Below are 19,429 nucleotides of genomic sequence, written 5' to 3' on the forward strand. Positions count from 1 at the left end.
CTGTCCGTGCGGGGCTCAGGCGAGAGAGCGGGCGGCTTCGTGGATCGCGGCGCGGATGCGCTGGTAGGTGCCGCAGCGACAGATGTTGCCGTCCATGGCGCCGTCGATGTCGGCATCGGTCGGCTTCGGGTTGTCGCTGAGGAGGCCGATCGCCGACATGATCTGACCGGACTGGCAGTAGCCGCACTGCACGACGTCGAGCTTGCGCCAGGCCCCCTGGACCGCCTCCGCGACGCGGCCCGAGACGCCCTCGATCGTGGTGATCTTCGCCGCGCCGACGTCGCCGATCCGGGTCTGGCAGGAGCGGACGGGCTGGCCGTCGAGGTGGACCGTGCAGGCGCCGCACTGCGCGATGCCGCAGCCGTACTTGGTGCCGGTCTTGTCCAGGCGGTCGCGCAGGACCCAGAGGAGCGGCATGTCGGGGTCGGCCTCGACGTCGTGCGAGACGCCGTTGACGGTCAGCTTCAGCATCACGAGGTTCTCCGCGGCGCGAAGTTTGAAGTCGTTCCAGGATTACCGAGGGCTAGTCCGGCGTCGAGCCGAGCCGATGTGCGGCAGCACACACGGGATGCCGGGCGCTGTCGCTGCGCATCGGCGCAATCGGACGCATCCGTGCAGGTCGTTCTTAACACATCCCCGGCATGCTGGGCGCCGGTGTCCCGGACCGTCCAGCGGTCCAGATCTCGCGAGCCTCCAAAGACCCACGATGTCCGACCTGACGGTGGAGATGGTTCAACGCGGCCGCGGGCCCGCGTCCGAGGAGGTCGCCCGCCGTCGGGGCGTCGCCCGCGACATGCGCTCGGCCCGCGAGAAGCTGACCTCGACGACGGGGCTCGAGCGCGCCTTCGACTACGAGCTGCTGCGCCTCTACGCCGAGTACCGGGCGGGCGCCGGCATCCCGTTCGGCCTGTTCGCGATGGCGATGGCGGCGGCCTCCGCCTTCTGGGTGCCGCCGGTGGTGGCGGCGGGCTGGGCGCTCGCCGTGTTCGTCACCATCACGATCAACTCGTCCCTGGGGCGGCGCTTCCTGCGGGCCGATGCCGAGGCCGTGTCGTTCACCCTCTGGCGCCGCGCCTTCGCGTGCGGGGAGCTGCTGCAGAGCCTGGCCTGGTCGGCCATGGTCGGGCTCGGCGCGACGGGCGGGCGCAGCTTCGCCCTGTTCAGCCTCGTCATCGCCGCAGCGGTGGCGACGATGCTGGCCGCCAGCGTGCCGGCCGCCGCGGTGGCCGCCCTGGTGCCGCTCTCCTGCGCGACGCTGGCGCTCCTCGCCTTCTCGCCCGACACGAACGCCATGCTGCTCGTCGCGATGGCGCTCGGCGCGGAGGTGTTCTTCCTCGGGCTCGCGCGGCGCCTCTACACCTCGGCGGTCGGCACCCTGCAGTCCCGGGCCGAGAAGGACGCGATGTTCGGCGAGCTGGAGCAGGCGAAGGCGAATTCCGACGAGGCCCGGCGGCGCGCCGAGGAGGCGAACCTGGCGAAATCCCGATTCCTCGCCACGATGAGCCACGAGCTGCGCACCCCCCTGAACGCGATCCTGGGCTTCTCGGAGGTGATGAAGAACGAGGTGTTCGGCAGCCACGCGGCGCCGAGCTACCGCGAGTACTCGAACGACATCCACGACAGCGGGATGCACCTCCTCAACCTGATCAACGAGATCCTCGACCTCTCGCGGATCGAGGCCGGGCGCTACGAGCTGAACGAGGAGGCCGTGCAGCTCGCCCACATCGTGGAGGATTGCCGCCACATGATGGGGCTTCGCGCCCGCGGCAAGTCGCAGACCTTCCAGGATTTCGTGGACGATTCCCTGCCTCGCCTCTGGGCGGACGAACGGGCGCTGCGCCAGATCGTGTTGAATCTCCTGTCGAACGCCGTGAAGTTCACGCCCCCGGGCGGCGAGATCTCGATCAAGGTCGGCTGGACGAGTTCCGGCGGGCAGTACGTCGCCGTGAAGGACAGCGGGCCCGGCATCCCCGAGGACGAGCTGGGCACCGTGATGTCCTCCTTCGGCCGCGGCTCGCTGGCCATCAAGACCGCCGAGCAGGGCTCCGGGCTCGGCCTGCCGATCGTCAAGGGCCTCGTCGAGTTGCACGGAGGCCAGTTCACGCTCAAGTCGAAGCCCCGCGAGGGCACCGAGGTGATCGTGACGCTGCCGGCGAGCCGCGTGATGGACACGCTGCCGGCGATGAGCGTCGCCAAGGTCGAGAACAAGGGCGAGAAGCAGGCCGCCTGAGCCGCCTCAGCCGAGCCCGCCGAGGCGCCGCACGATCGCCCATTCGGCATCCGTGACCGGCTGCACCGAGAGCCGGGAATTGTTGACAAGGACCATGTCCTTCAGGCCGGGCTCGGCCTTGATGACATCGAGGGAGACGGGCCGGAGCAGCGGCTCGACCACCTTGAGGTCGACCATGCCGAAGCGCCCGCTCGCATCCGTGTGGTCGGGATAGTAGGGCCGGATCACCTCGACGACCCCCACCACCGCCTTGCCCTCGTTCGAGTGATAGAAGAAGCCGCGCTCGCCCACCCGCATGGCCATCAGGTGCTTCTTCGCGAGGTGGTTGCGCACGCCGTTCCAGTGGGTGCCGGCCTCGCCCGCCGCCACCTGCTGGTCCCAGGACCAGGTGTCGGGTTCGGACTTGTAGAGCCAGTGGGCCATCGGGTTCCCCCCCCCGCGCGAAGCGTGAGCGGACCGCTTAGCGCATCCCGAGGCCCGCCGCGCGGCCCCAGAAGCGCAGGCTCTCGGGATTCACCGGAGATCCCGCCTCGGCGTTGCGGGCCGTCGCGAAGGCGTGAAAATCCAGGGCCGCCTCGGACCCGAGGAGCGCCCGCACCGCGGACAGGATGCGACTGATGCGCAGGTGGTTGTGGTCGTGGGGGCGCAGCCAGAAGTCGGTCTCGGCGTAGAACCGGCGCATCCGCGCGAGCGCCGCCGCGAGCCCCTCCCGCGCCTGCGGATCGGCCCGGATCGCCTCGGCCTCCGCCGCCGTCAGAACGGGCGCGCCCGGCACCGCACGGCTCGCCTCGGAGAGCGGGAAGCACCATTGGATGAAGTCGTGCACGCCCTCGATGCGGGCATCCTCGAAGCCCAGGACGTCCGCGAGGCTGCGGCCCGCCCCGTCGCGGCCGGTGCCGGCCAGGAAGGCGTGGATGCGGCTCACTCGGTCTCTCCCTTGAGCGGGCGGGCGAGGAGGCGCGCGACCACGGCCTCGACGCTCGTCTCGCCGGAGACCACCGCGGCCACCGCCTCGGCCACCGGCATCTCGACCGCGGCGGCCCGGGCGAGCGCCACCAGGGCGGCGGCCGTGAAGGCTCCCTCGGCGAGCTTGCCGCCGGAGGCCGCCTCCGGCGAGGCCCCCTGCCCCAGCGCCAGGCCGAAGGCGAAGTTGCGCGACTGGGGTGAGGAGGCGGTGAGCACCAGGTCGCCGAGGCCGGACAGGCCCATCAGGGTCTCGGGGCGGCCGCCGAGCCTGCGGGCGAAGCGCATCAGCTCCGCGAAGGCGCGGGCGATCAGCGCCGCCCGGGCGCTCTCGCCGAGCCCGCGGCCGGCGACGATGCCGGACGCGATGGCGAGCACATTCTTGCCCGCGCCGCCCACCTCGACGCCGCGCACGTCGTCGGTGTGATAGAGCCGGAAGGTCGGCCCCGACAGCGTGCGGGCGAGGCGGGCGGCGAGGTCCGCGTCGGCTGCCGCCAGGGTCACGGCGGTGGGCATGTTGCGGGCGACGTCCACCGCGAAGCTCGGGCCCGACAGCACGGCGACCGGGGTGCCGGCCGGCAGCGCCTCGGCCGCCACGGCGCTCATGAAGGCGTCGCTGCCCCGCTCGATGCCCTTGGCGCAGAGCACCACCGGTGCGCCCGCCGCGAGGGCGGGCGCGAGCTGCCCCAGCACCGCGCGCATGGTCTGGGCCGGCGTGACGAGGAGCACCGTGCCGGCCGCGCCGAGCTCGGCCGCCGCCGCCGTCGCCCGGATGCCGGCGTGCAGGGGCACGCCGGGCAGGTAGCGGGTGTTCTCGCGGCTCGCCTCGAGGCGCTCGGCGGCCTGCGCGTCGCGCAGCCACAGGGTGACGTCGTGCCCCGCGGCCGCGGCCGCATTGGCGAGCGCCGTGCCCCAGGCTCCCCCGCCGACCACCGCGATCCGTTCGCTCATGAGGCATCTCCGTGGCCCGCGCCGAAGCTCGCGGCGTCGAGACGATACAGCAGGTGGCGGCGCAGGGGATCGCCCTCGGGGAGCGCCGGATGGTCGAAGTCCTCCCCCGGGTCGCGGGTCATGCCGAGGCGCTCCATCACGGCGCGGGAGCGGTCGTTGCCGGCGGCCGTGAAGGCCACCACCGCCGCGATGCCGCAGCGTCCGAACAGGTCGGCGAGCGCCAGCCGGGCCGCGCGGGTGGCGATGCCGCGGCCCCAGGCGGGCCGGGCGAGCCGCCAGCCGATCTCCACGAGCGCCCCCGGCCGCTCGGCGCCCGGAAAGGGCATCGGCCGCATCAGCCGCATGCCGCCGGCGAAGCCGAGGAAGCCGCCGCCCGCGGCCTCCACGGCCCAGGGGCCGAACCCGTCCGCCTCGAAGCGGCGGTCGAGGGCCCGGGCCTCGGCGAGGCTCTCGGCCCGGCTCTTCGTCGCGGGGAAGTGGCGCATCACCTCCGGGTCGCCGTTGAGGGCCGCGAAGAGCGCGTCGTCGGCGCGCCGCCAGCGACGCAGGCACAGGCTCGCATCGCCGAGGGAAGCCGGCGCCGGGAGGGGCCGGAGCTTGCCGCGCCATTGCAGGGAGCGGCGGTCGAGCAGGCGGAGGTCGGCGCGCCCGGCGAGCACCGCCTCGCCGATCTCGATGGCGACGGCGAGACGCTCAGGGGGCATGTTGGCCCAGGCCGGCGGCGCCACGCTGGCCCGCCAGGGGCCCCCGCAGGCGTTGTCCAGGAGGATGCGGGCGAAGCAGTGGTCGAGGCGCACCGGCCAGTCCGGCCGGTGCGGCGCGGCCGCCGGCAGGCGCCGGTCCACGAGGTCGCGCCAGCGGGCCTGGAGCGGCGTCACGGCGGGCTCCGGCGGCGGAGGCTCGGGCTCCGCCTGCATCAGGTAGTTGCCGCGCGGCAGGACGAGGCGCCCGGCGCGCCGCACCTAGGCCAGCGCCGCCCGCGGGGCCTCGGCGAAGGGCCAGCGGGCGCGGGCCGGGGCCGTCAGGTCGTCCACGAGGCCGGCGCGCAGGCGCTCGAGGCCCGCCCAGGCGATCATCGCGCCGTTGTCGCCGCAGAGCGGCAACGGGGGGGCCACGAAGGCGAGGCCCGCTTCCCCGGCAAGCGCCGACAGGGCCCGCCGGATGGCGCCGTTGGCCGAGACGCCGCCGGCCGCGACGAGGGCGGTCGGGTGTCCGGCGACTGTCCGAAAGCCGCGGAGCGCGACCCGCACCCTGTCCACCACGGTGTCCACCACGGCGGCCTGGAAGCTCGCGCAGAGGTCGGCCACGTCCCGCTCGGCCAGAGGCTGGATCCGCTCCGCCTCGACCCGCAGGGCGGTCTTCAGGCCCGAGAGGGAGAAGTCGGCCTCGCGCCGGCCGAGCATCGGCCGCGGCAGGGCGAAGCGCTCGGGATCGCCGCGCTCCGCCATGCGCTCGACCTCCGGACCACCCGGGTAGCCGAGGCCGAGGAGCTTGGCGACCTTGTCGAAGGCCTCGCCGATCGCGTCGTCGATGGTGCCGCCGAGGCGGATGTAGGCGCCGACGCCCGTCACCGCGACGAGCTGGGTGTGGCCCCCGGAGGCGAGGAGCAGGAGGTAGGGGAAGCCGAGGCCGTCGGTGAGGCGCGCGGTGAGCGCGTGCGCCTCCAGGTGGTTCACGGCCAGCAGCGGCTTGCGGGTGACGAGGGCCAGCGTCTTGGCGGTGACGAGGCCGATCAGCACGCCGCCGATCAGCCCGGGGCCCGCCGCCACCGCGATGCCGTCGAGGTCGGCGAGCCGGGTGCCGGCCCGGTCGAGCGCCCGGGCGATCAGCCGGTCGAGGACCTCGACGTGGGCGCGGGCGGCGATCTCCGGCACCACGCCGCCGTAGGCGGCGTGCTCGGCGATCTGGCTCAGCACCTCGTTGGCGCGGATGTCGCCGGGGCCGTCCTCCGAGGAGGCGACGATGGCGGCGGCGGTCTCGTCGCAGGTGGTCTCGATGCCGAGGACGTTCATGGGCCGATCGGTGCGGGGGCGGGAGGCGCGACCCTAGCCGCCCCGGGGGCCGGAGGGCAACGCGCCGGGATCCGGGTCAGGCGCCCTGCCCGGCCATGGAGGCGTCCATCCAGACCACCTCCCAGATATGGCCGTCCGGGTCCTCGAAGCTGCGGCCGTACATGAAGCCGTGGTCCTGCCGGGGACAGGGGTCGAGGCGCCCGCCGGCGGGGCCGGCCGCCTCCGTCACCGCGTCGACGGCCGCGCGGCTCTCGGCCGAGAGGGCGATCAGCACCTCGCAGGTCGAGCGGTCGGCGATGGGCTTCGGGGAGAACTCGGCGAAGCGCTCGTGGCTGAGAAGCATCACGTGGATCGTCTCGGAGAAGACCATGCAGGCGGTGCGCGCGTCGCTGAACTGCGGGTTCCGGGTCGCCCCCACGGCCTCGTAGAAGGCGGTCGCGCGGGCGACGTCGGTCACGGGCAGGTTCACGAAGATCATCGGCTGCATGGCCATCCTCCGGGACGGTTCGGGTTACTCCGCGGGCGCGATGGCGATCTTGATCGATTCGGCCTTCGCGCCGCTGATCTCGATCGTCACCGGATTCGTGCCGAACTGGTAGCGCAGGCTCTTGCGCACCGTTGGGCAGTCGCGCTGCATCGTGTGGGCGACGGGCGGCCGGGTGGTCGCACCGTCCTGGCTCACGTCGATCCAGGCGTCGTCCGAGAGGGTCACCTGATAGAGCCCCGGCGCGATCGGCGCCGGGAAGCGCAGGACGCCCCCAAAGGTGCCCGGGCCTGGCTCCCGCGAGGGGGGCACCGGGAAGGCGACCTCGGCCGTGGGCTTCAGGGCCAGCACGGCGCCCGGCATCTCGCGGGCCACCTGCTCGCCGGAGGCGACCCGCGCGAGGCCGGGCGCGGAGAACCACGCCTCCTCGCGCACGAGCAACCAGTCGAAGCGCGAGCAGGCGGCGGGCACCGGCGCAGGCTCCTCGGCCGCGGCCGGCCCGGCACCCGCGAGCCCGAGGATCAGGACGACGGGAAGCGCGCGCACCCGGTCAGTCCACCGCCACCATCACGTCGGAGGACTTCACGACCGCGTAGGCCTGCGCGCCGTTCGTGAGCTTGAGGGCATCGACCGCCTCGTTGGTGATCGCGGCGGTGACCACTTGGCCGGGCGCGATCTCGATCTTCACGTGAGCGGTGGTCGCACCCTTCTCGACCGAGACGACGGTGCCCTTGAGGATGTTGCGCGCGCTGATCTTCATGCTCGGGGTCCTGTGCACCGCCCGCCTGTCGCGGGCCGCGCCCCTATACCACCCCGCACCGGCGATGCGACCTCAGGAATCGGGAAATCCCTCGTCCTCCGAGCCCGGCTCCGGATCCTCCGGCACCGGCCGCGCGCCCCAGACTGCCAGCGTCTCGTTGAGGTCGTCGAGGATGAAGTGGCGGGCACTGTCGCGGTCGTAGCCCTCGGCGAGCAGCGCGTCGTACTCGGTGAAGACGTGGCGCGCGTAGGCGACGAGGGCGAGGCGGGCCGCGGTCTCCGGCGCCGCGCCGCGCAGGCCCGGGCTCGCGAGCGCCCGGTCGAGGCTGGCCTCGGCCTCGAACGCCGGCAGGCGCGGCGCGAGGCGGCGCAGGGCGGCCGCGACCGCCTCGCGGCGGTTGCGCGGGGGTGGCTCGGGGGGCGATCGGCCCATGCGCGGCGTCTCCTCATCCGTCGGTCGTCGCGAAGCGGCGCGCCATAATTCCTGCGCGAGGCACGCGTAGCCTTGCATGATCAGGCGGCCCGGCGCACGAAGGCTGCCGCTCTCGTCAGGGACTTAATCCACGCCATGCGCGCATCACTGGCGGCAGCCGCCCTCGCTACGCTCCTCGGCTTCGCGCCCGCCCACGCGCAGGCCCCGGCCGCCGCGCCGGGCGCGCCGAAGGCCACACGCGCCACAACCGCCACCGGCACCACCAAGCCGCCCTCCGGCGGCGCGCCGATGCGGCCGGAGGCCGAGGCCGCGATGCAGAAGGCCCAGAAGGCTGCCGCCGCCCGCGACAAGGCCTGGGACGCGCGGATGCGCACCACCCTCGGCTCGATCTGCCGCGGCTGCTGAGGCGCGACGCCCTCCGTTCCATGATGGCCGCGGGCGCCCCATGATCCGCTTCGAGGGCGTCGCGAAGCGTTTTCCCGGCGCGCCCGCCCCCGCGGTGGACGGGCTCGACCTCACGGTGGCCGAGGGCACGACCTGCGTGCTGATCGGCCCCTCGGGCTGCGGCAAATCCACCACGCTGCGCATGGTCAACCGCCTGGTCGAGGCGGATTCCGGCCGGATCCTGCTCGGCGGGGAGGACGTCGCGCGCGCGGACCCCGTGCGGCTGCGCCGCGGCATCGGCTACGTGCTGCAGGGGGTCGGCCTGTTCCCCCACCGGAGCGTCGCGCAGAACGTCGCGACCGTGCCGGAGCTCATCGGCTGGCCGCGCGCCCGCATTACCGCGCGCGTCGATGCCCTGCTCGACCTCGTGGGCCTCGATCCGACGACCTACCGCGACCGCCGGCCGGACGCCCTCTCGGGCGGGCAGCGCCAGCGCGTCGGCGTCGCCCGGGCGCTCGCCGCCGATCCCCCGCTGCTGCTCATGGACGAGCCGTTCGGGGCGGTGGACCCGATCGCGCGGGGGCGGCTTCAGACGGAGATTCGCGCCATCCTGCGGCGCCTGCGCAAGACCGTCATTCTCGTCACCCACGACATCGACGAGGCGGTGGCCATGGGCGATCAGGTGGCCCTGATGCGGGCCGGGCGCCTCGTGCAGGCGGATGCGCCCGAGCGCCTGCTGGCGGCGCCCACCGACGACTTCGTCGCCGCGTTCGTGGGGCCGGACCGGGCCCTGCGCCGCCTCGCCCTGCTGACGGTGGCCGAGGTGGCGGTCCCGGGCGAGGCGGGCGCCATGCCCGAGATCGCGCCGCAGGCTTCCCTGCGCGACGCCCTGGCCCTGATGCTGGCGCGCGGCGCAGTGCGCCTGCGGGTCGCGGGCCCGGAACCGCGGCGGCTCGACCTCGACGCGCTGCGGGAGGCCGCGAAAGCAGAAGGGCCGCCCTCGCGGGCGGCCCTTCCGGAAAGGTCCTGAGCGTTCCCCCGGATCAGCGGGAGTAGAACTCGATCACGAGGTTCGGCTCCATCTGAACCGGATAGGGCACCTCGCCGAGGCCCGGCACGCGGGTGACGCGGGCGGTCATCTTGGAATGGTCGACCTCGATGTAGTCCGGCACGTCGCGCTCGGGGAGCTGCGAGGCGACCACGACGATCTCGAGCTGGCGGGAGGCTTCCTTCACCTCGATCACGTCGCCGGGCTTCACGAGGAAGCTCGGGATGTTCACGCGGCGGCCGTTCACCTTGACGTGGCCGTGGTTCACGAACTGGCGGGCCGCGAAGGGCGTCGCCACGAACTTCGCGCGGTAGACCACGGCGTCGAGGCGGCGCTCGAGCAGGCCGATCAGGTTCTCGCCGGAATCGCCGCGCAGGCGGATCGCCTCGGCGTAGTAGCGGCGGAACTGCTTCTCGGTGATGTTGCCGTAGTAGCCCTTGAGCTTCTGCTTGGCGCGCAGCTGCGTGCCGAAGTCGCTCATCTTGCCCTTGCGGCGCTGGCCGTGCTGGCCGGGGCCGTACTCGCGGCGGTTCACGGGGCTCTTCGGGCGGCCCCAGATGTTCTGGCCCATGCGGCGATCGAGCTTGTGCTTCGCCTGAACGCGCTTCGACATCGCTGTTCCTCTCGCAAACGAGATTATCGAGGAACGCGCCCTCCTCTCCCCTGCCATGGGCTGGGGCGACAGGGCGGTGTTTCGACAACCGCCCACGGGTGCGTATGAAAACGCCGCGGGGCCCCGATACCGGGACCCCGCGCGCCGGGGCTGCCTAGAGGAGATGGCCCGGCGCGTCAAGGCGCGCCGATCACAGGTAGCGCGGCCCCAGGAAGATCGCGAGGGCCACCACCAGCCAGGCGGCGAGGCCCCCCAGGATGGCGAGGCGGTAGTCGAGCCCGCCGCCGAGCCACCAGCAGGCGCCGAGGAACACGAGGTAGGCCGGGATCGTGCGCGCGCCCGCGAGGCAGGTCTCCCGGAAGGCGCCGGCCTCGCCCTTCGCGCCGACGGCGAGGAGCGCGATGATCGCGAAGGTGGGGGCGAGGGGCAGGATGCCGGGCAGGATGTTGCCGCGGCGCGAGGCGAGCACGATCGCCATGGTGACGAGGCCGCCGACGAGACCCTTCCAGAGGACGTCCATCCGAACCGGTCCGCCCGCGCGACTACTGGAGGCCGAGGGGCATGGCCTCGATGTCCAGGCCCGAGAAGCCGCGGGCGTCGAGGGCGGCCCGCAGCGCGGGCGTGAGGCCGAGCCCGCCCGTGAAGGCGCCGCGCACGCCGGCCTCGTCCGGCGCCCCGCGATCCGCGCAGGGCCCGAGCAGCTGGACCACCCGCCGGGCGATGGCGGGGGCCGGATCGATCCAGGTCACCGGCCAGGGGCCGAGCCGCTCGAAGCGCGGCAGGAGCAGCGGGTAATGGGTGCAGGCGAGGCAGACCACGTCCGTCCGGCGCCCCGCGGCCTCCACGAAGCAGGGCGCGATCTCGGCGCCGAGGGCCGCGTCGTCCACGGGGCTCCCGGCCATCTCGGCCTCGGCGTAGTTCGCGAGGTTCGGCGAGCCGACGAGGGTCACCCGCGCGGCGCCCGCGTAGGTGTCGATCAGGTCGTGCGTGTAGGCGCGGGCCACGGTGCCGGGGGTGGCGAGCAGGCTCACGAGGCGCGAGCGCGTCGCCTCGGCGGCCGGCTTGATCGGCGGCACCACGCCGACGAAGGGGGTCGGGAAGCGCTGTCGGAGCGCGGGCAGCACCAGGGTCGAGGCGGTGTTGCAGGCGATGACCACGAGGTCGGGGGCGTGGCGGGCGATCAGCCGCTCCATCACGGCGAGCACCCGCGCGACCAGCACCGGCTCCGCAAGGCGGCCGTACGGGAAGGCCGCGTCGTCCGCCGCGTAGACGTAGCGGGCGTCGGGCCGGGCGCGGCGCACCTGCGCCAGCACCGTCAGCCCGCCGAGCCCGGAATCGAACACCAGGATCGTCGGCGGCAGCGCCGGCCGCAGGGCGATCGCCGAGAGGGTCGCTCCAGCCATGAGGTCGATCCGCATCAAGCGCCCCGCAACCTGAGCGTGGATATCGGCTCAGCTTCGGCGCCGGAGGGTTAAGGCCCTGTCACTGCGGCGCGAAAAAGGCCGCGGATTCCCCAAAGCTGCGGCGCATGCCCCAGCGGCGAAGCTGCGCAGCGCGGCGGTGTTGTCCGATTGCGCGCGAGCCATACCTTCTACGGCGAGCGCCCGGGCCGGAACGTCGTTCTCCGGCCGGGCCGAAAAGGGGAATTCCGCATGGCCGCGACCGCCGCCCTCCGCGAACCCGAGGCCGCCCGCACGGGCGCGGCCTTTCCGCCCCCGCCCCTCTCGGCCCGCCCGATCGATGCCGGGGCGTGGCTGCGGGCCTATGCCGAGGTCCGCGCCGAGACCGAGCGCCGCGCCGCGCCGCTCTCGCCGGAGGACCAGCAGGTCCAGTCCATGGCCGATGCGAGCCCGACCAAGTGGCACCGCGCGCACACGACCTGGTTCTTCGAGCAGTTCCTGCTGCGCGAGCACCTGCCGGGCTACCGCATCTACGACGAGCGGCTCCACTACCTGTTCAACTCGTACTACGTGGCGGCCGGCCCCCGTCAGCCGCGCATCAGCCGCGGGCTGATCACCCGGCCCACGGCCGCGGAGGTCGCGGGCTACCGGGCGCATGTCGACCAGGCCGTGACGGCGCTGCTCAGGCAGGCGGCCCCGGCGGCGCTGGAGGCGGTGCTGCCGATCCTCGAGATCGGGCTCTACCACGAGCAGCAGCACCAGGAGTTGCTGATCACCGACATCCTGCACGCCTTCGCGCAGAACCCGCTGGAGCCCGCCTACGACCCGGCCTGGCGCTTCCCCGCGGCCGAGGCCCGCGGCGGCAAGGCCGCCCTGGAGCGCGGCATCGCCCGCATCGGCCACGAGGGCGCGGGCTTCTCCTTCGACAACGAGTCGCCCCGGCACGACGTGCTGGTCCTGCCGGTCTCGATCGACCGGAGCCTCGTCACCGTCGCCCAGTGGCTCGCCTTCATGGAGGATGGCGGCTACGCCCGGCCGGAGCTGTGGCTCTCGGACGGCTGGCTCGCGGTGCAGGCCGAGGGCTGGGAGGCGCCGGGCTACTGGCGGCAGGACGCGTCCGGCTGGAGCTGCATGACGCTCGCCGGCCGCCGGCCGGTCGACCCGGACCAGCCGGTCAGCCACGTGAGCTACTACGAGGCCGACGCCTTCGCGCGCTGGGCCGGGCGGGACCTGCCGACGGAGGCCGAGTGGGAGATCGCCGCCCGCGACGACCTCCTCGGCGACGCCTTCGGCCTCGTCTGGCAATGGACCCGCAGCGCCTACACCGCCTACCCGGGCTACCGGCCCCTGCCGGGCGCCCTCGGCGAGTACAACGGCAAGTTCATGTCGAACCAGTTCGTGCTGCGCGGCTCCTCGGTGGCGACGCCGGAGGGCCATGCCCGCGTGCCCTACCGCAACTTCTTCTACCCGCACCAGCGCTGGCAGTTCACCGGCCTGCGGCTCGCCGCCTACCGCGCCTGAGCCGCGCGACCTTTCCGGCGCGCCGGGCGTTTCCCCGCCGACGCGCCACCTTGCCTGAAGCCCAGTTCCGGAGGTCGCCCTTGACCATCAAGCCCACGTTCCCCGAGGCGCGGCCGATCGCGCAGCTGCCCGACGACCGCGCCTTCCTGGCCGACGTGCTGGCGGGCTTCGCGAACCCGCAGAAGTCTCTGCCGGCGAAGTACTTCTACGACGCGGCGGGCTCCGACCTGTTCGAGGCGATCACCCGGCTGCCGGAATACTACCCGACGCGGACGGAGCTGCGGATCCTCGACGCCCACGGGGCCGAGATCGCGGCCTGGCTTCCGCGGGGCGCGGCCCTCGTGGAGTTCGGCAGCGGCTCGACCGTCAAGGTCCGGCGCCTGCTGGCCCACCTCCCGGACCTCGCCGCCTACCTGCCCGTGGACGTCTCCGAGAGCTTCCTGCGCAGCGAGGCGGAGGCGCTCCGGACCGATTTCCCGCACCTGCGCATCGAGCCGATCGCCGCCGACTTCACGCAGGCCTTCCGGCTGCCCGACGACCTCGGCGGCGCGACGGCCGCGGGCTTCTTCCCCGGCTCCACCATCGGCAACTTCGAGCGCGGGGACGCCGCGGGCTTGCTCGCGCAGTTCGGGACGGTGCTGGGCGCCGGGGCGCGCCTCATCGTCGGCGTCGACCTCGTGAAGGACAGCGCGGTGCTGGAGGCCGCCTACGACGACGCCGCGGGCGTGACGGCCGCGTTCAACCTCAACCTCCTCACCCGCATGAACCGCGAGCTCGGCGCCGATTTCGACCGGGACGCCTTCGGGCACCGGGCGGTCTTCAACGCCGCGGCCTCGCGCATCGAGATGCACCTCGTCAGCCGGCGGGCGCAGACCGTCACGGTGGCGGGGCACCCGTTCGCCTTCCTCGACGGCGAGACCATCCACACCGAGAACAGCTGCAAGTACACGGTCGAGAGCTTCCGGGCCCTCGCCGCGGAGGCGGGCTGGACGGCCGAGGCGGTCTGGACCGATCCCGAGGCCCTGTTCTCGGTGCACGCGCTGCGCCGGGCCGGCTAGCCCGGGAGCGCCCGCAGCACCGCGCGGGCCGCGCGCTGCCCGTCGAGGGTCGCGCCGCCGACCGTCATGGCGCTGCCGGGCGCCAGCGCCTCCCCGGCCAGGAAGATGCGCCCGCCGATCGGCGGCTGCAGCGCCACGCGCGCCTCGGCCGAGCCAGGATGGGCGATCGCGTAGCTGCCGCGGGCGAAGGGGTCCGTCCACCAGCCGGCGAGGCGCCCGCCCGTCACCGCCTCGCGGGCACGCCCGCCGAGGATCGCCGCGAGGCGGTCGCGGGCGGCCGCCACCGCCCCGTCCTCGCCGAGCGCGCAGAGGTCGCGCGCCCCGTCGCCGCCGATATGCGCGATGGCGAGCGGACGGCCGAACGGCGCCATCTCGACGTACAGCGTCCGATCGTGTCCGTCCGCCCGCGCCACCGAGACCGCATCGCCGAGCGCCGCGAGCGGGAGGCGGTCGGGGTCGAGGCGCAGGGCGATCTTGGTGTAGGCGCCCATGCCGAGGCCGTGCAGCGCCGCCGCGATCGGCTCCGGCAGGTCGGGCGCGAAGCGCAGAGCCCCGCCGGTCAGGACGCCGACCGGGACCGTGACGATCGCGGCCGCCCCCGCGAGGGTGCCGCGGTTCGTGGCGACGCGCACGCCCGTGCCCGACCAGTCGATCGCCTCGGCGACGGTGGAGAGGCTCACGGGCAGGTCCGCATGGGTCCGCGCCACGAGGGCCCCGTAGCCGTCGACCCAGAGGTCCTGGCCCGACCACAGGCGGTCGTAGTCGAGGACGGAGACCCGCTCGGGCTCCTCGCCGAGCGAGAGCCGGGTGAGGCTGGCGGCCGCGCGCTCGGCCTCGGGACCGCCGCCCCGGGCCGCCTCGGCGATCGAGGCATCGTGGTCCCCGGGCTTCAGCAGCGCGTCGAGCGTCGCGAAGCCGGCGCGGCGGGCGGTGCGCTCGGCCTCCGTCGCGGGCCGGCCGTCGATCAGAAGCGTGCGGGCCCAGCCCTGATCGGAGGCGATCCGCACGCCGGTCTCCCGCACGACCGGCTCCCAGGGGTTGCGCTCGGCCCAGTGGACGTACTGCGCGCCCGCATCGAAGCCGTGATCGGGCCCGAGGCTGAGGTCCGTGTAGGCGCGGCCGCCGATGCGGGCGCGCGCCTCGATCAGCGTGAAGGGCCGGCCGGCCTGCGCCAGCGCCCGCGCGGCCGCGAGCCCCGCCGCGCCCGCCCCGACGATCACCACCGGCCCGTCGCCGGCGGCGGCGCGCACGGACGGCAGCGACAAGCCTCCGAGGACGAGGCCCCCGAGGACGAGGCCGCGGCGTGTCGGGTCCGGTTCGGCTGCTCGCTTCACCATGAATGTGCCGGCGCCCGCAGGCGCGGTCCGGGAATCGCGGGGGCGATGCCTCGGGGCTCGCGCCTCAGGAGCTGCGCTTCTCCATCATCGCCTTGACCTGCATGAGCTGGTCCCAGACCTGCCCCGGCGAGGTGCCGAGGAGGTCGAGGCCGGCGGTGACGCTCCAGTAGATGCCGAGGATGATCGCCGGCACCAGGAACCAGGCCAGGATCTCCTCGCCCCGGCGGCGGCGCTTGCGCCGGCGGCGGCGCTCCTCGCGCCGGGTCAGCTTCTGGGGCGGCAGAGCCTTCGGCGACAGCGGTTGCGGCGCCAGGTCGTGCGAGGGCGCCGGGGAGACCGGGCTGAGGGGCCCCTCCTGCAGGTGGTTGTTCATCGTGCCCCTCTGGTTCGCTCGCGCGCCGCGCTCTTAACGCCTCCCGGGCAAATGCGAAACCGCCCGGAGCAGGACCGCGGAGGCGGGTGCTTCGGGCGGCGCGCGGGCTCGGCCGTCTCGGCGGGATCAGGCGCGGACCAGCGGCACCTTCGGCACGGTGCGGACGCCCCCGCCGCCGGACCCGCCGCCCTTGTCGGGCTTCTGGGTCTTCTTGCGGGTGGCCGCGCGCGGCTTGGTGGACCGCTTGTGCTTCTTGGCCGCGTTGCTCACGTCCTTCTCGGGCTTCGGGGTCACCGGGCCGTCCGGGAACTCGAAGGCGAGGCTGTCCTTGGCGCCGGCCTTGGCCTCCGCGTCCTCGGGCTTGCGGACCACCACGCGGACGGCCCCGCCGTCCTTGAGGCGGCCGAACAGCACCTCGTCGGCGAGCGGCGTCTTGATGGTGGACTGGATGAGCCGCGCCATGGGCCGGGCGCCCATCGCGTCGTCGTAGCCGTGCTCCACCAGCCAGTCGCGCGCCTCGTCGGAGAGCTCGATGGTGACGTTGCGGTCGGCGAGCTGTGCCTCGAGCTGGAGGACGAACTTGTCCACCACCTTCGCCACGACCTCCTTCGGCAGGTGGCCGAACGAGATGATCGCGTCGAGGCGGTTGCGGAATTCCGGCGCGAACAGCCGGTTGATCGCCTCCACGTCGTCGCCCGAGCGCTTGGTCTGCGTGAAGCCGTAGGCCGACTTCGCGAGGTCCGAGGCGCCCGCGTTCGAGGTCATGATGATGATCACGTTGCGGAAATCGACCTGTTTACCGTTGTGGTCGGTCAGCTTCCCGTGGTCCATCACCTGCAGCAGGATGTTGAACAGGTCCGGGTGCGCCTTCTCGATCTCGTCGAGGAGCAGCACGCAGTGCGGGTGCTGGTCGATCCCGTCGGTCAGCAGGCCGCCCTGGTCGAAGCCCACGTAGCCGGGGGGCGCGCCGATGAGGCGGCTCACGGTGTGGCGTTCCATGTACTCCGACATGTCGAAGCGCAGCATCTCGACGCCGAGCGAGGCGGCGAGCTGCTTGGCGGCCTCGGTCTTGCCGACGCCGGTCGGGCCCGCGAACAGGTAGGAGCCGATCGGCTTGTCGGGATCGCGCAGGCCGGCGCGGGCGAGCTTGATCGCCGAGGTCAGCGCCTCGATGGCGTTCGACTGGCCGTAGACGACCCGCTTCAGGTTCTCGGTCAGGTTCTGGAGGACGACGGCATCGTCCTTCGAGACGGTCTTCGGGGGGATGCGGGCCATCGTGGCGATGGTCGCCTCGATCTCCTTGACGCCGATGGTGCGCTTGCGGCGCGCCTCCGGCACCAGCATCTGCGAGGCGCCGGTCTCGTCGATCACGTCGATCGCCTTGTCGGGCAGCTTGCGGTCGTTGATGTAGCGCGCCGACAATTCCACCGCGGCCTTCACCGCCTCGGTCGTGTACTTGAGCTTGTGGAACTCCTCGAAGTAGGGCCGCAGGCCCTTCACGATCTCGATCGCGTCGGGGATCGAGGGCTCGTTGACGTCGATCTTCTGGAAGCGGCGCACCAGCGCCCGATCCTTCTCGAAGTACTGACGGTACTCCTTGTAGGTGGTCGAGCCGATGCAGCGCAGCGTGCCCGAGGCCAGCGCCGGCTTGAGGAGGTTCGAGGCGTCCATCGCGCCGCCCGAGGTGGCGCCCGCACCGATCACGGTGTGGATCTCGTCGATGAACATGATCGCGTTGGGGTGCGCCTCGATCTCCTTCATCACCTGCTTGAGGCGCTCCTCGAAGTCGCCGCGGTAGCGGGTGCCGGCGAGCAGCGTGCCCATGTCGAGGGAGAACACGGTGGCGTCGGCCAGGACCTCCGGCACCTCGTGCTGGATGATCTTGCGGGCGAGGCCCTCCGCGATGGCGGTCTTGCCCACGCCGGGGTCGCCGACGAGGAGCGGGTTGTTCTTCTGGCGCCGGCAGAGGACCTGGATCGTGCGCTGCACCTCCGACTCGCGGCCGATCAGCGGGTCGATCTTGCCGTCGCGGGCCTTCTTGTTGAGGTTGACGCAGTAGGCGTCGAGGGCGTCGCCCTTCTTCTTGGTGCGGGCCTCGCCCTCCTCGCCGCTCGGGCGCTCGGCGGAGCCCTCGTCGTCGGAGCCGCGCACGGGCTTGGCCTCCGAGGCGCCGGGCCGCTTGGCGATGCCGTGGCTGATGTAGTTGACCGCGTCGTAGCGGGTCATGTCCTGCTCCTGCAGGAAGTAGGCGGCGTGGCTCTCGCGCTCGGCGAAGATCGCCACGAGCACGTTGGCGCCGGTCACCTCCTCGCGCCCCGAGGACTGGACGTGGATCACCGCGCGCTGGATCACGCGCTGGAAGCCGGCCGTGGGCTTGGCGTCCTGCCGCCCGTCGCCGGTGAGGTTCGAGAGCTCGGTGTCGACGTACTCGACGAGGCTGCGCTTCAGCGCGTCGATCTCGACGTTGCAGGCCCGCATCACGGCGGCGGCGTCCTGGTCGTCGACGAGGGCGAGGAGCAGGTGCTCCAGGGTCGCGTATTCGTGGCGGCGCTCGCCCGCGAGGGCCAGGGCACGGTGCAGAGCTTGTTCTAGGCTGCGAGAGAAGCTGGGCAAAGCTGGCCTCTGTGTGGGGTGCCTACTTTTTTTCCATAACGCACTGGAGAGGATGTTGGTGTTTGCGCGCAAAGTCCATGACCTGCGTCACCTTGGTCTCGGCCACCTCGTACGTGAAGACGCCGCACTCCCCCACGCCGTTGTGGTGGACGTGCATCATGATCTGGTAGGCGTCCTCGTGGCTCTTGTTGAAGAACCGCTCCACGACATGGACCACGAATTCCATGGGCGTGTAGTCGTCGTTTAGGAGTAGCACGCGGTAGAGGCTCGGCCGCTTGGTGCGGGTGCGCGTACGCGTGATGATGGCCGTGTTCGAGCGATCGTCGCCGCCGCCGGGCGGGCGCGAGCCGGTCGCGACGGGGGCCGGCCGCCCCATTCCGGTCGGCCACGCTCCGCGCGCGGCCAAGCCGACCTGATTCCGGTCCTGGAACATCTGTATCGAACCGACCCCTGTGGCGGCGCATCGTCGACGGCGCCGAGCCTCCGAGGGGCGCCGGCGAGACGCGCTCGCTTCGACGGCAATCTATAGGTTGGGGCGTCGGTTCGCCAGTCGGCTGCGCGCACTTGTCCGCGCGCTGCATTGCGGGAGGCAGGGCCCGCCCGCTGCGGCCCCGGCACTGCCGGGGCCGGTGTCGGGTGCGCCTCAGGCGGTCTTCGGGAGCGCCATGCCACGGAACGGCGCGGCGGCGTCCTTCGCCATGGCGACGTAGAGGTCGCGGAAGGTCGTGGCCTGGGCCATCGTGCGCTCGTAGGCGCCCTTCAGGTACTCGGTCTGGATCTCGAAGGCCTGGCCGGGGTTCTTGGCCTTGGCGAGCTTTTCGGCCGCGGCGGCGGCCTGCTCGTAGGAGACCTTGGCGTAGTCCGCCCACTCGATCGCGATGGTCTGGGCGGACTTCGTGGTCGCGCCGACGCTCTTCATCACCGCGTCCATGCCGCCCTTCATGGCGGCTTCCGTCTTCTCGATGCCTGGGTTCATGTCTGCCTCCGGTGCCCGCTACGGGCAGTCCTCGCGTTGACGCCGGTTCGGAACGCACCCGCGGATCGGCCGGCATCCGCGATATGTGCGCTGCAACATACTTCGTCAAGTCAATGTTGCGGCGCGAAACGCGCCGCGAAATGGCCTCGATCCATTAACCGCGCCGTAACTGCGTCCGCCTAGCCTGTTTGACAGAGGTAGCGGGGCGACGGCGCAGGGCGCCGCCCCCGCTGGGATGGTGCGTTGCAACCGGCCCAGCCGGTGTGTTTCGAGG

The 19,429-nt window shown here is 72.9% G+C and carries 23 protein-coding genes; 5 read left to right on the plus strand and 18 right to left on the minus strand.

The genetic code is table 11. From position 1 onward, the window contains the following. Positions 1–15 precede the first annotated feature (15 nt). On the minus strand, positions 16–471 hold the full coding sequence (locus tag ACLBXP_RS22835) for a (2Fe-2S)-binding protein (protein ID WP_447670125.1): 456 nt from the start codon (positions 469–471) through the stop codon (positions 16–18). A gap of 235 nt (positions 472–706) precedes the next feature. Between ACLBXP_RS22835 and ACLBXP_RS22840 the strand changes: the two genes are divergently transcribed. Beyond that, complete coding sequence (locus tag ACLBXP_RS22840; RefSeq protein WP_447670126.1) at positions 707–2,230, plus strand: sensor histidine kinase; 1,524 nt, start codon at positions 707–709, stop codon at positions 2,228–2,230. A gap of 6 nt (positions 2,231–2,236) precedes the next feature. Here the strand turns inward: ACLBXP_RS22840 and ACLBXP_RS22845 are convergent, their stop codons facing one another. The 9 genes from ACLBXP_RS22845 to ACLBXP_RS22885 all read right to left on the minus strand — a co-directional run bounded on the left by ACLBXP_RS22845 (position 2,237) and on the right by ACLBXP_RS22885 (position 7,832). Further along, positions 2,237–2,653, minus strand: coding sequence for an EVE domain-containing protein (locus ACLBXP_RS22845; RefSeq protein ID WP_447670127.1), 417 nt, complete (start codon positions 2,651–2,653; stop codon positions 2,237–2,239). Positions 2,654–2,690: 37 nt separating this feature from the next. Next, on the minus strand, positions 2,691–3,155 hold the full coding sequence (locus tag ACLBXP_RS22850) for an opioid growth factor receptor-related protein (protein ID WP_447670128.1): 465 nt from the start codon (positions 3,153–3,155) through the stop codon (positions 2,691–2,693). Continuing rightward, the gene (locus tag ACLBXP_RS22855; RefSeq protein WP_447670129.1) at positions 3,152–4,144 is read right to left on the minus strand and encodes an NAD(P)H-dependent glycerol-3-phosphate dehydrogenase; all 993 of its coding nucleotides are present in this window, start codon (positions 4,142–4,144) and stop codon (positions 3,152–3,154) included. The genes ACLBXP_RS22850 and ACLBXP_RS22855 overlap by 4 nt, the downstream gene beginning before the upstream one ends. Further along, positions 4,141–5,061: a GNAT family N-acetyltransferase gene (locus tag ACLBXP_RS22860; protein WP_447670167.1), complete on the minus strand. Its 921-nt coding sequence runs from the start codon at positions 5,059–5,061 to the stop codon at positions 4,141–4,143. The genes ACLBXP_RS22855 and ACLBXP_RS22860 overlap by 4 nt, the downstream gene beginning before the upstream one ends. Before the next feature lie 45 nt (positions 5,062–5,106). Beyond that, the gene (tsaD, locus tag ACLBXP_RS22865) at positions 5,107–6,156 is read right to left on the minus strand and encodes a tRNA (adenosine(37)-N6)-threonylcarbamoyltransferase complex transferase subunit TsaD (protein WP_447670130.1); all 1,050 of its coding nucleotides are present in this window, start codon (positions 6,154–6,156) and stop codon (positions 5,107–5,109) included. A 76-nt stretch (positions 6,157–6,232) separates the two neighbouring features. Then, positions 6,233–6,643: a VOC family protein gene (locus ACLBXP_RS22870; protein WP_447670131.1), complete on the minus strand. Its 411-nt coding sequence runs from the start codon at positions 6,641–6,643 to the stop codon at positions 6,233–6,235. Positions 6,644–6,667: 24 nt separating this feature from the next. Beyond that, complete coding sequence (locus ACLBXP_RS22875) at positions 6,668–7,186, minus strand: hypothetical protein (RefSeq protein WP_447670132.1); 519 nt, start codon at positions 7,184–7,186, stop codon at positions 6,668–6,670. 4 nt (positions 7,187–7,190) lie between these two features. Next, on the minus strand, positions 7,191–7,400 hold the full coding sequence (locus ACLBXP_RS22880; protein ID WP_447670133.1) for a TOBE domain-containing protein: 210 nt from the start codon (positions 7,398–7,400) through the stop codon (positions 7,191–7,193). A 72-nt stretch (positions 7,401–7,472) separates the two neighbouring features. Beyond that, positions 7,473–7,832, minus strand: coding sequence for a DUF2293 domain-containing protein (locus ACLBXP_RS22885; RefSeq protein WP_447670134.1), 360 nt, complete (start codon positions 7,830–7,832; stop codon positions 7,473–7,475). A 135-nt stretch (positions 7,833–7,967) separates the two neighbouring features. Between ACLBXP_RS22885 and ACLBXP_RS22890 the strand changes: the two genes are divergently transcribed. Continuing rightward, on the plus strand, positions 7,968–8,237 hold the full coding sequence (locus ACLBXP_RS22890) for a hypothetical protein (RefSeq protein ID WP_447670135.1): 270 nt from the start codon (positions 7,968–7,970) through the stop codon (positions 8,235–8,237). A gap of 40 nt (positions 8,238–8,277) precedes the next feature. Continuing rightward, entirely contained in the window at positions 8,278–9,246 is a 969-nt protein-coding gene (locus ACLBXP_RS22895) for an ABC transporter ATP-binding protein (protein WP_447670136.1), read from the plus strand. 13 nt (positions 9,247–9,259) lie between these two features. Here ACLBXP_RS22895 and rpsD read toward each other — a convergent pair whose 3' ends face one another. The 3 genes from rpsD to murI all read right to left on the minus strand — a co-directional run bounded on the left by rpsD (position 9,260) and on the right by murI (position 11,295). After that, on the minus strand, positions 9,260–9,877 hold the full coding sequence (gene rpsD / locus ACLBXP_RS22900; RefSeq protein WP_447670137.1) for a 30S ribosomal protein S4: 618 nt from the start codon (positions 9,875–9,877) through the stop codon (positions 9,260–9,262). Between the two features lie 190 nt (positions 9,878–10,067). Next, on the minus strand, positions 10,068–10,397 hold the full coding sequence (locus tag ACLBXP_RS22905) for a GlpM family protein (RefSeq protein ID WP_447670138.1): 330 nt from the start codon (positions 10,395–10,397) through the stop codon (positions 10,068–10,070). 22 nt (positions 10,398–10,419) lie between these two features. Next, positions 10,420–11,295 carry a glutamate racemase gene (murI, locus tag ACLBXP_RS22910; protein WP_447670139.1) on the minus strand — a complete coding sequence of 292 codons (876 nt, stop codon included), beginning with the start codon at positions 11,293–11,295 and terminating at the stop codon, positions 10,420–10,422. 234 nt (positions 11,296–11,529) lie between these two features. Here murI and egtB point away from each other — a divergent pair, with 234 nt between their 5' ends. Both egtB and egtD read left to right on the plus strand, forming a co-directional pair. Beyond that, complete coding sequence (gene egtB, locus ACLBXP_RS22915; RefSeq protein ID WP_447670140.1) at positions 11,530–12,798, plus strand: ergothioneine biosynthesis protein EgtB; 1,269 nt, start codon at positions 11,530–11,532, stop codon at positions 12,796–12,798. A gap of 80 nt (positions 12,799–12,878) precedes the next feature. Beyond that, positions 12,879–13,856: an L-histidine N(alpha)-methyltransferase gene (gene egtD, locus ACLBXP_RS22920; protein WP_447670141.1), complete on the plus strand. Its 978-nt coding sequence runs from the start codon at positions 12,879–12,881 to the stop codon at positions 13,854–13,856. Here egtD and ACLBXP_RS22925 read toward each other — a convergent pair. From ACLBXP_RS22925 to ACLBXP_RS22945, 5 genes are all read right to left on the minus strand, one after another. Then, entirely contained in the window at positions 13,853–15,193 is a 1,341-nt protein-coding gene (locus ACLBXP_RS22925; protein ID WP_447670142.1) for a flavin monoamine oxidase family protein, read from the minus strand. The genes egtD and ACLBXP_RS22925 overlap by 4 nt on opposite strands. A 64-nt stretch (positions 15,194–15,257) precedes the next feature. Then, complete coding sequence (locus ACLBXP_RS22930) at positions 15,258–15,566, minus strand: hypothetical protein (protein WP_447670143.1); 309 nt, start codon at positions 15,564–15,566, stop codon at positions 15,258–15,260. Positions 15,567–15,692: 126 nt separating this feature from the next. Further along, positions 15,693–18,179 (minus strand): ATP-dependent Clp protease ATP-binding subunit ClpA, encoded by a 2,487-nt coding sequence (gene clpA / locus ACLBXP_RS22935; RefSeq protein ID WP_447670144.1) that lies wholly within the window; start codon positions 18,177–18,179, stop codon positions 15,693–15,695. Positions 18,180–18,201: 22 nt separating this feature from the next. After that, complete coding sequence (clpS, locus tag ACLBXP_RS22940; protein WP_447670168.1) at positions 18,202–18,555, minus strand: ATP-dependent Clp protease adapter ClpS; 354 nt, start codon at positions 18,553–18,555, stop codon at positions 18,202–18,204. A 267-nt stretch (positions 18,556–18,822) separates the two neighbouring features. Continuing rightward, the gene (locus ACLBXP_RS22945; protein ID WP_447670145.1) at positions 18,823–19,155 is read right to left on the minus strand and encodes a phasin family protein; all 333 of its coding nucleotides are present in this window, start codon (positions 19,153–19,155) and stop codon (positions 18,823–18,825) included. Positions 19,156–19,429 lie beyond the last annotated feature (274 nt).

The organism is Methylobacterium sp. A54F, assembly GCF_053346035.1.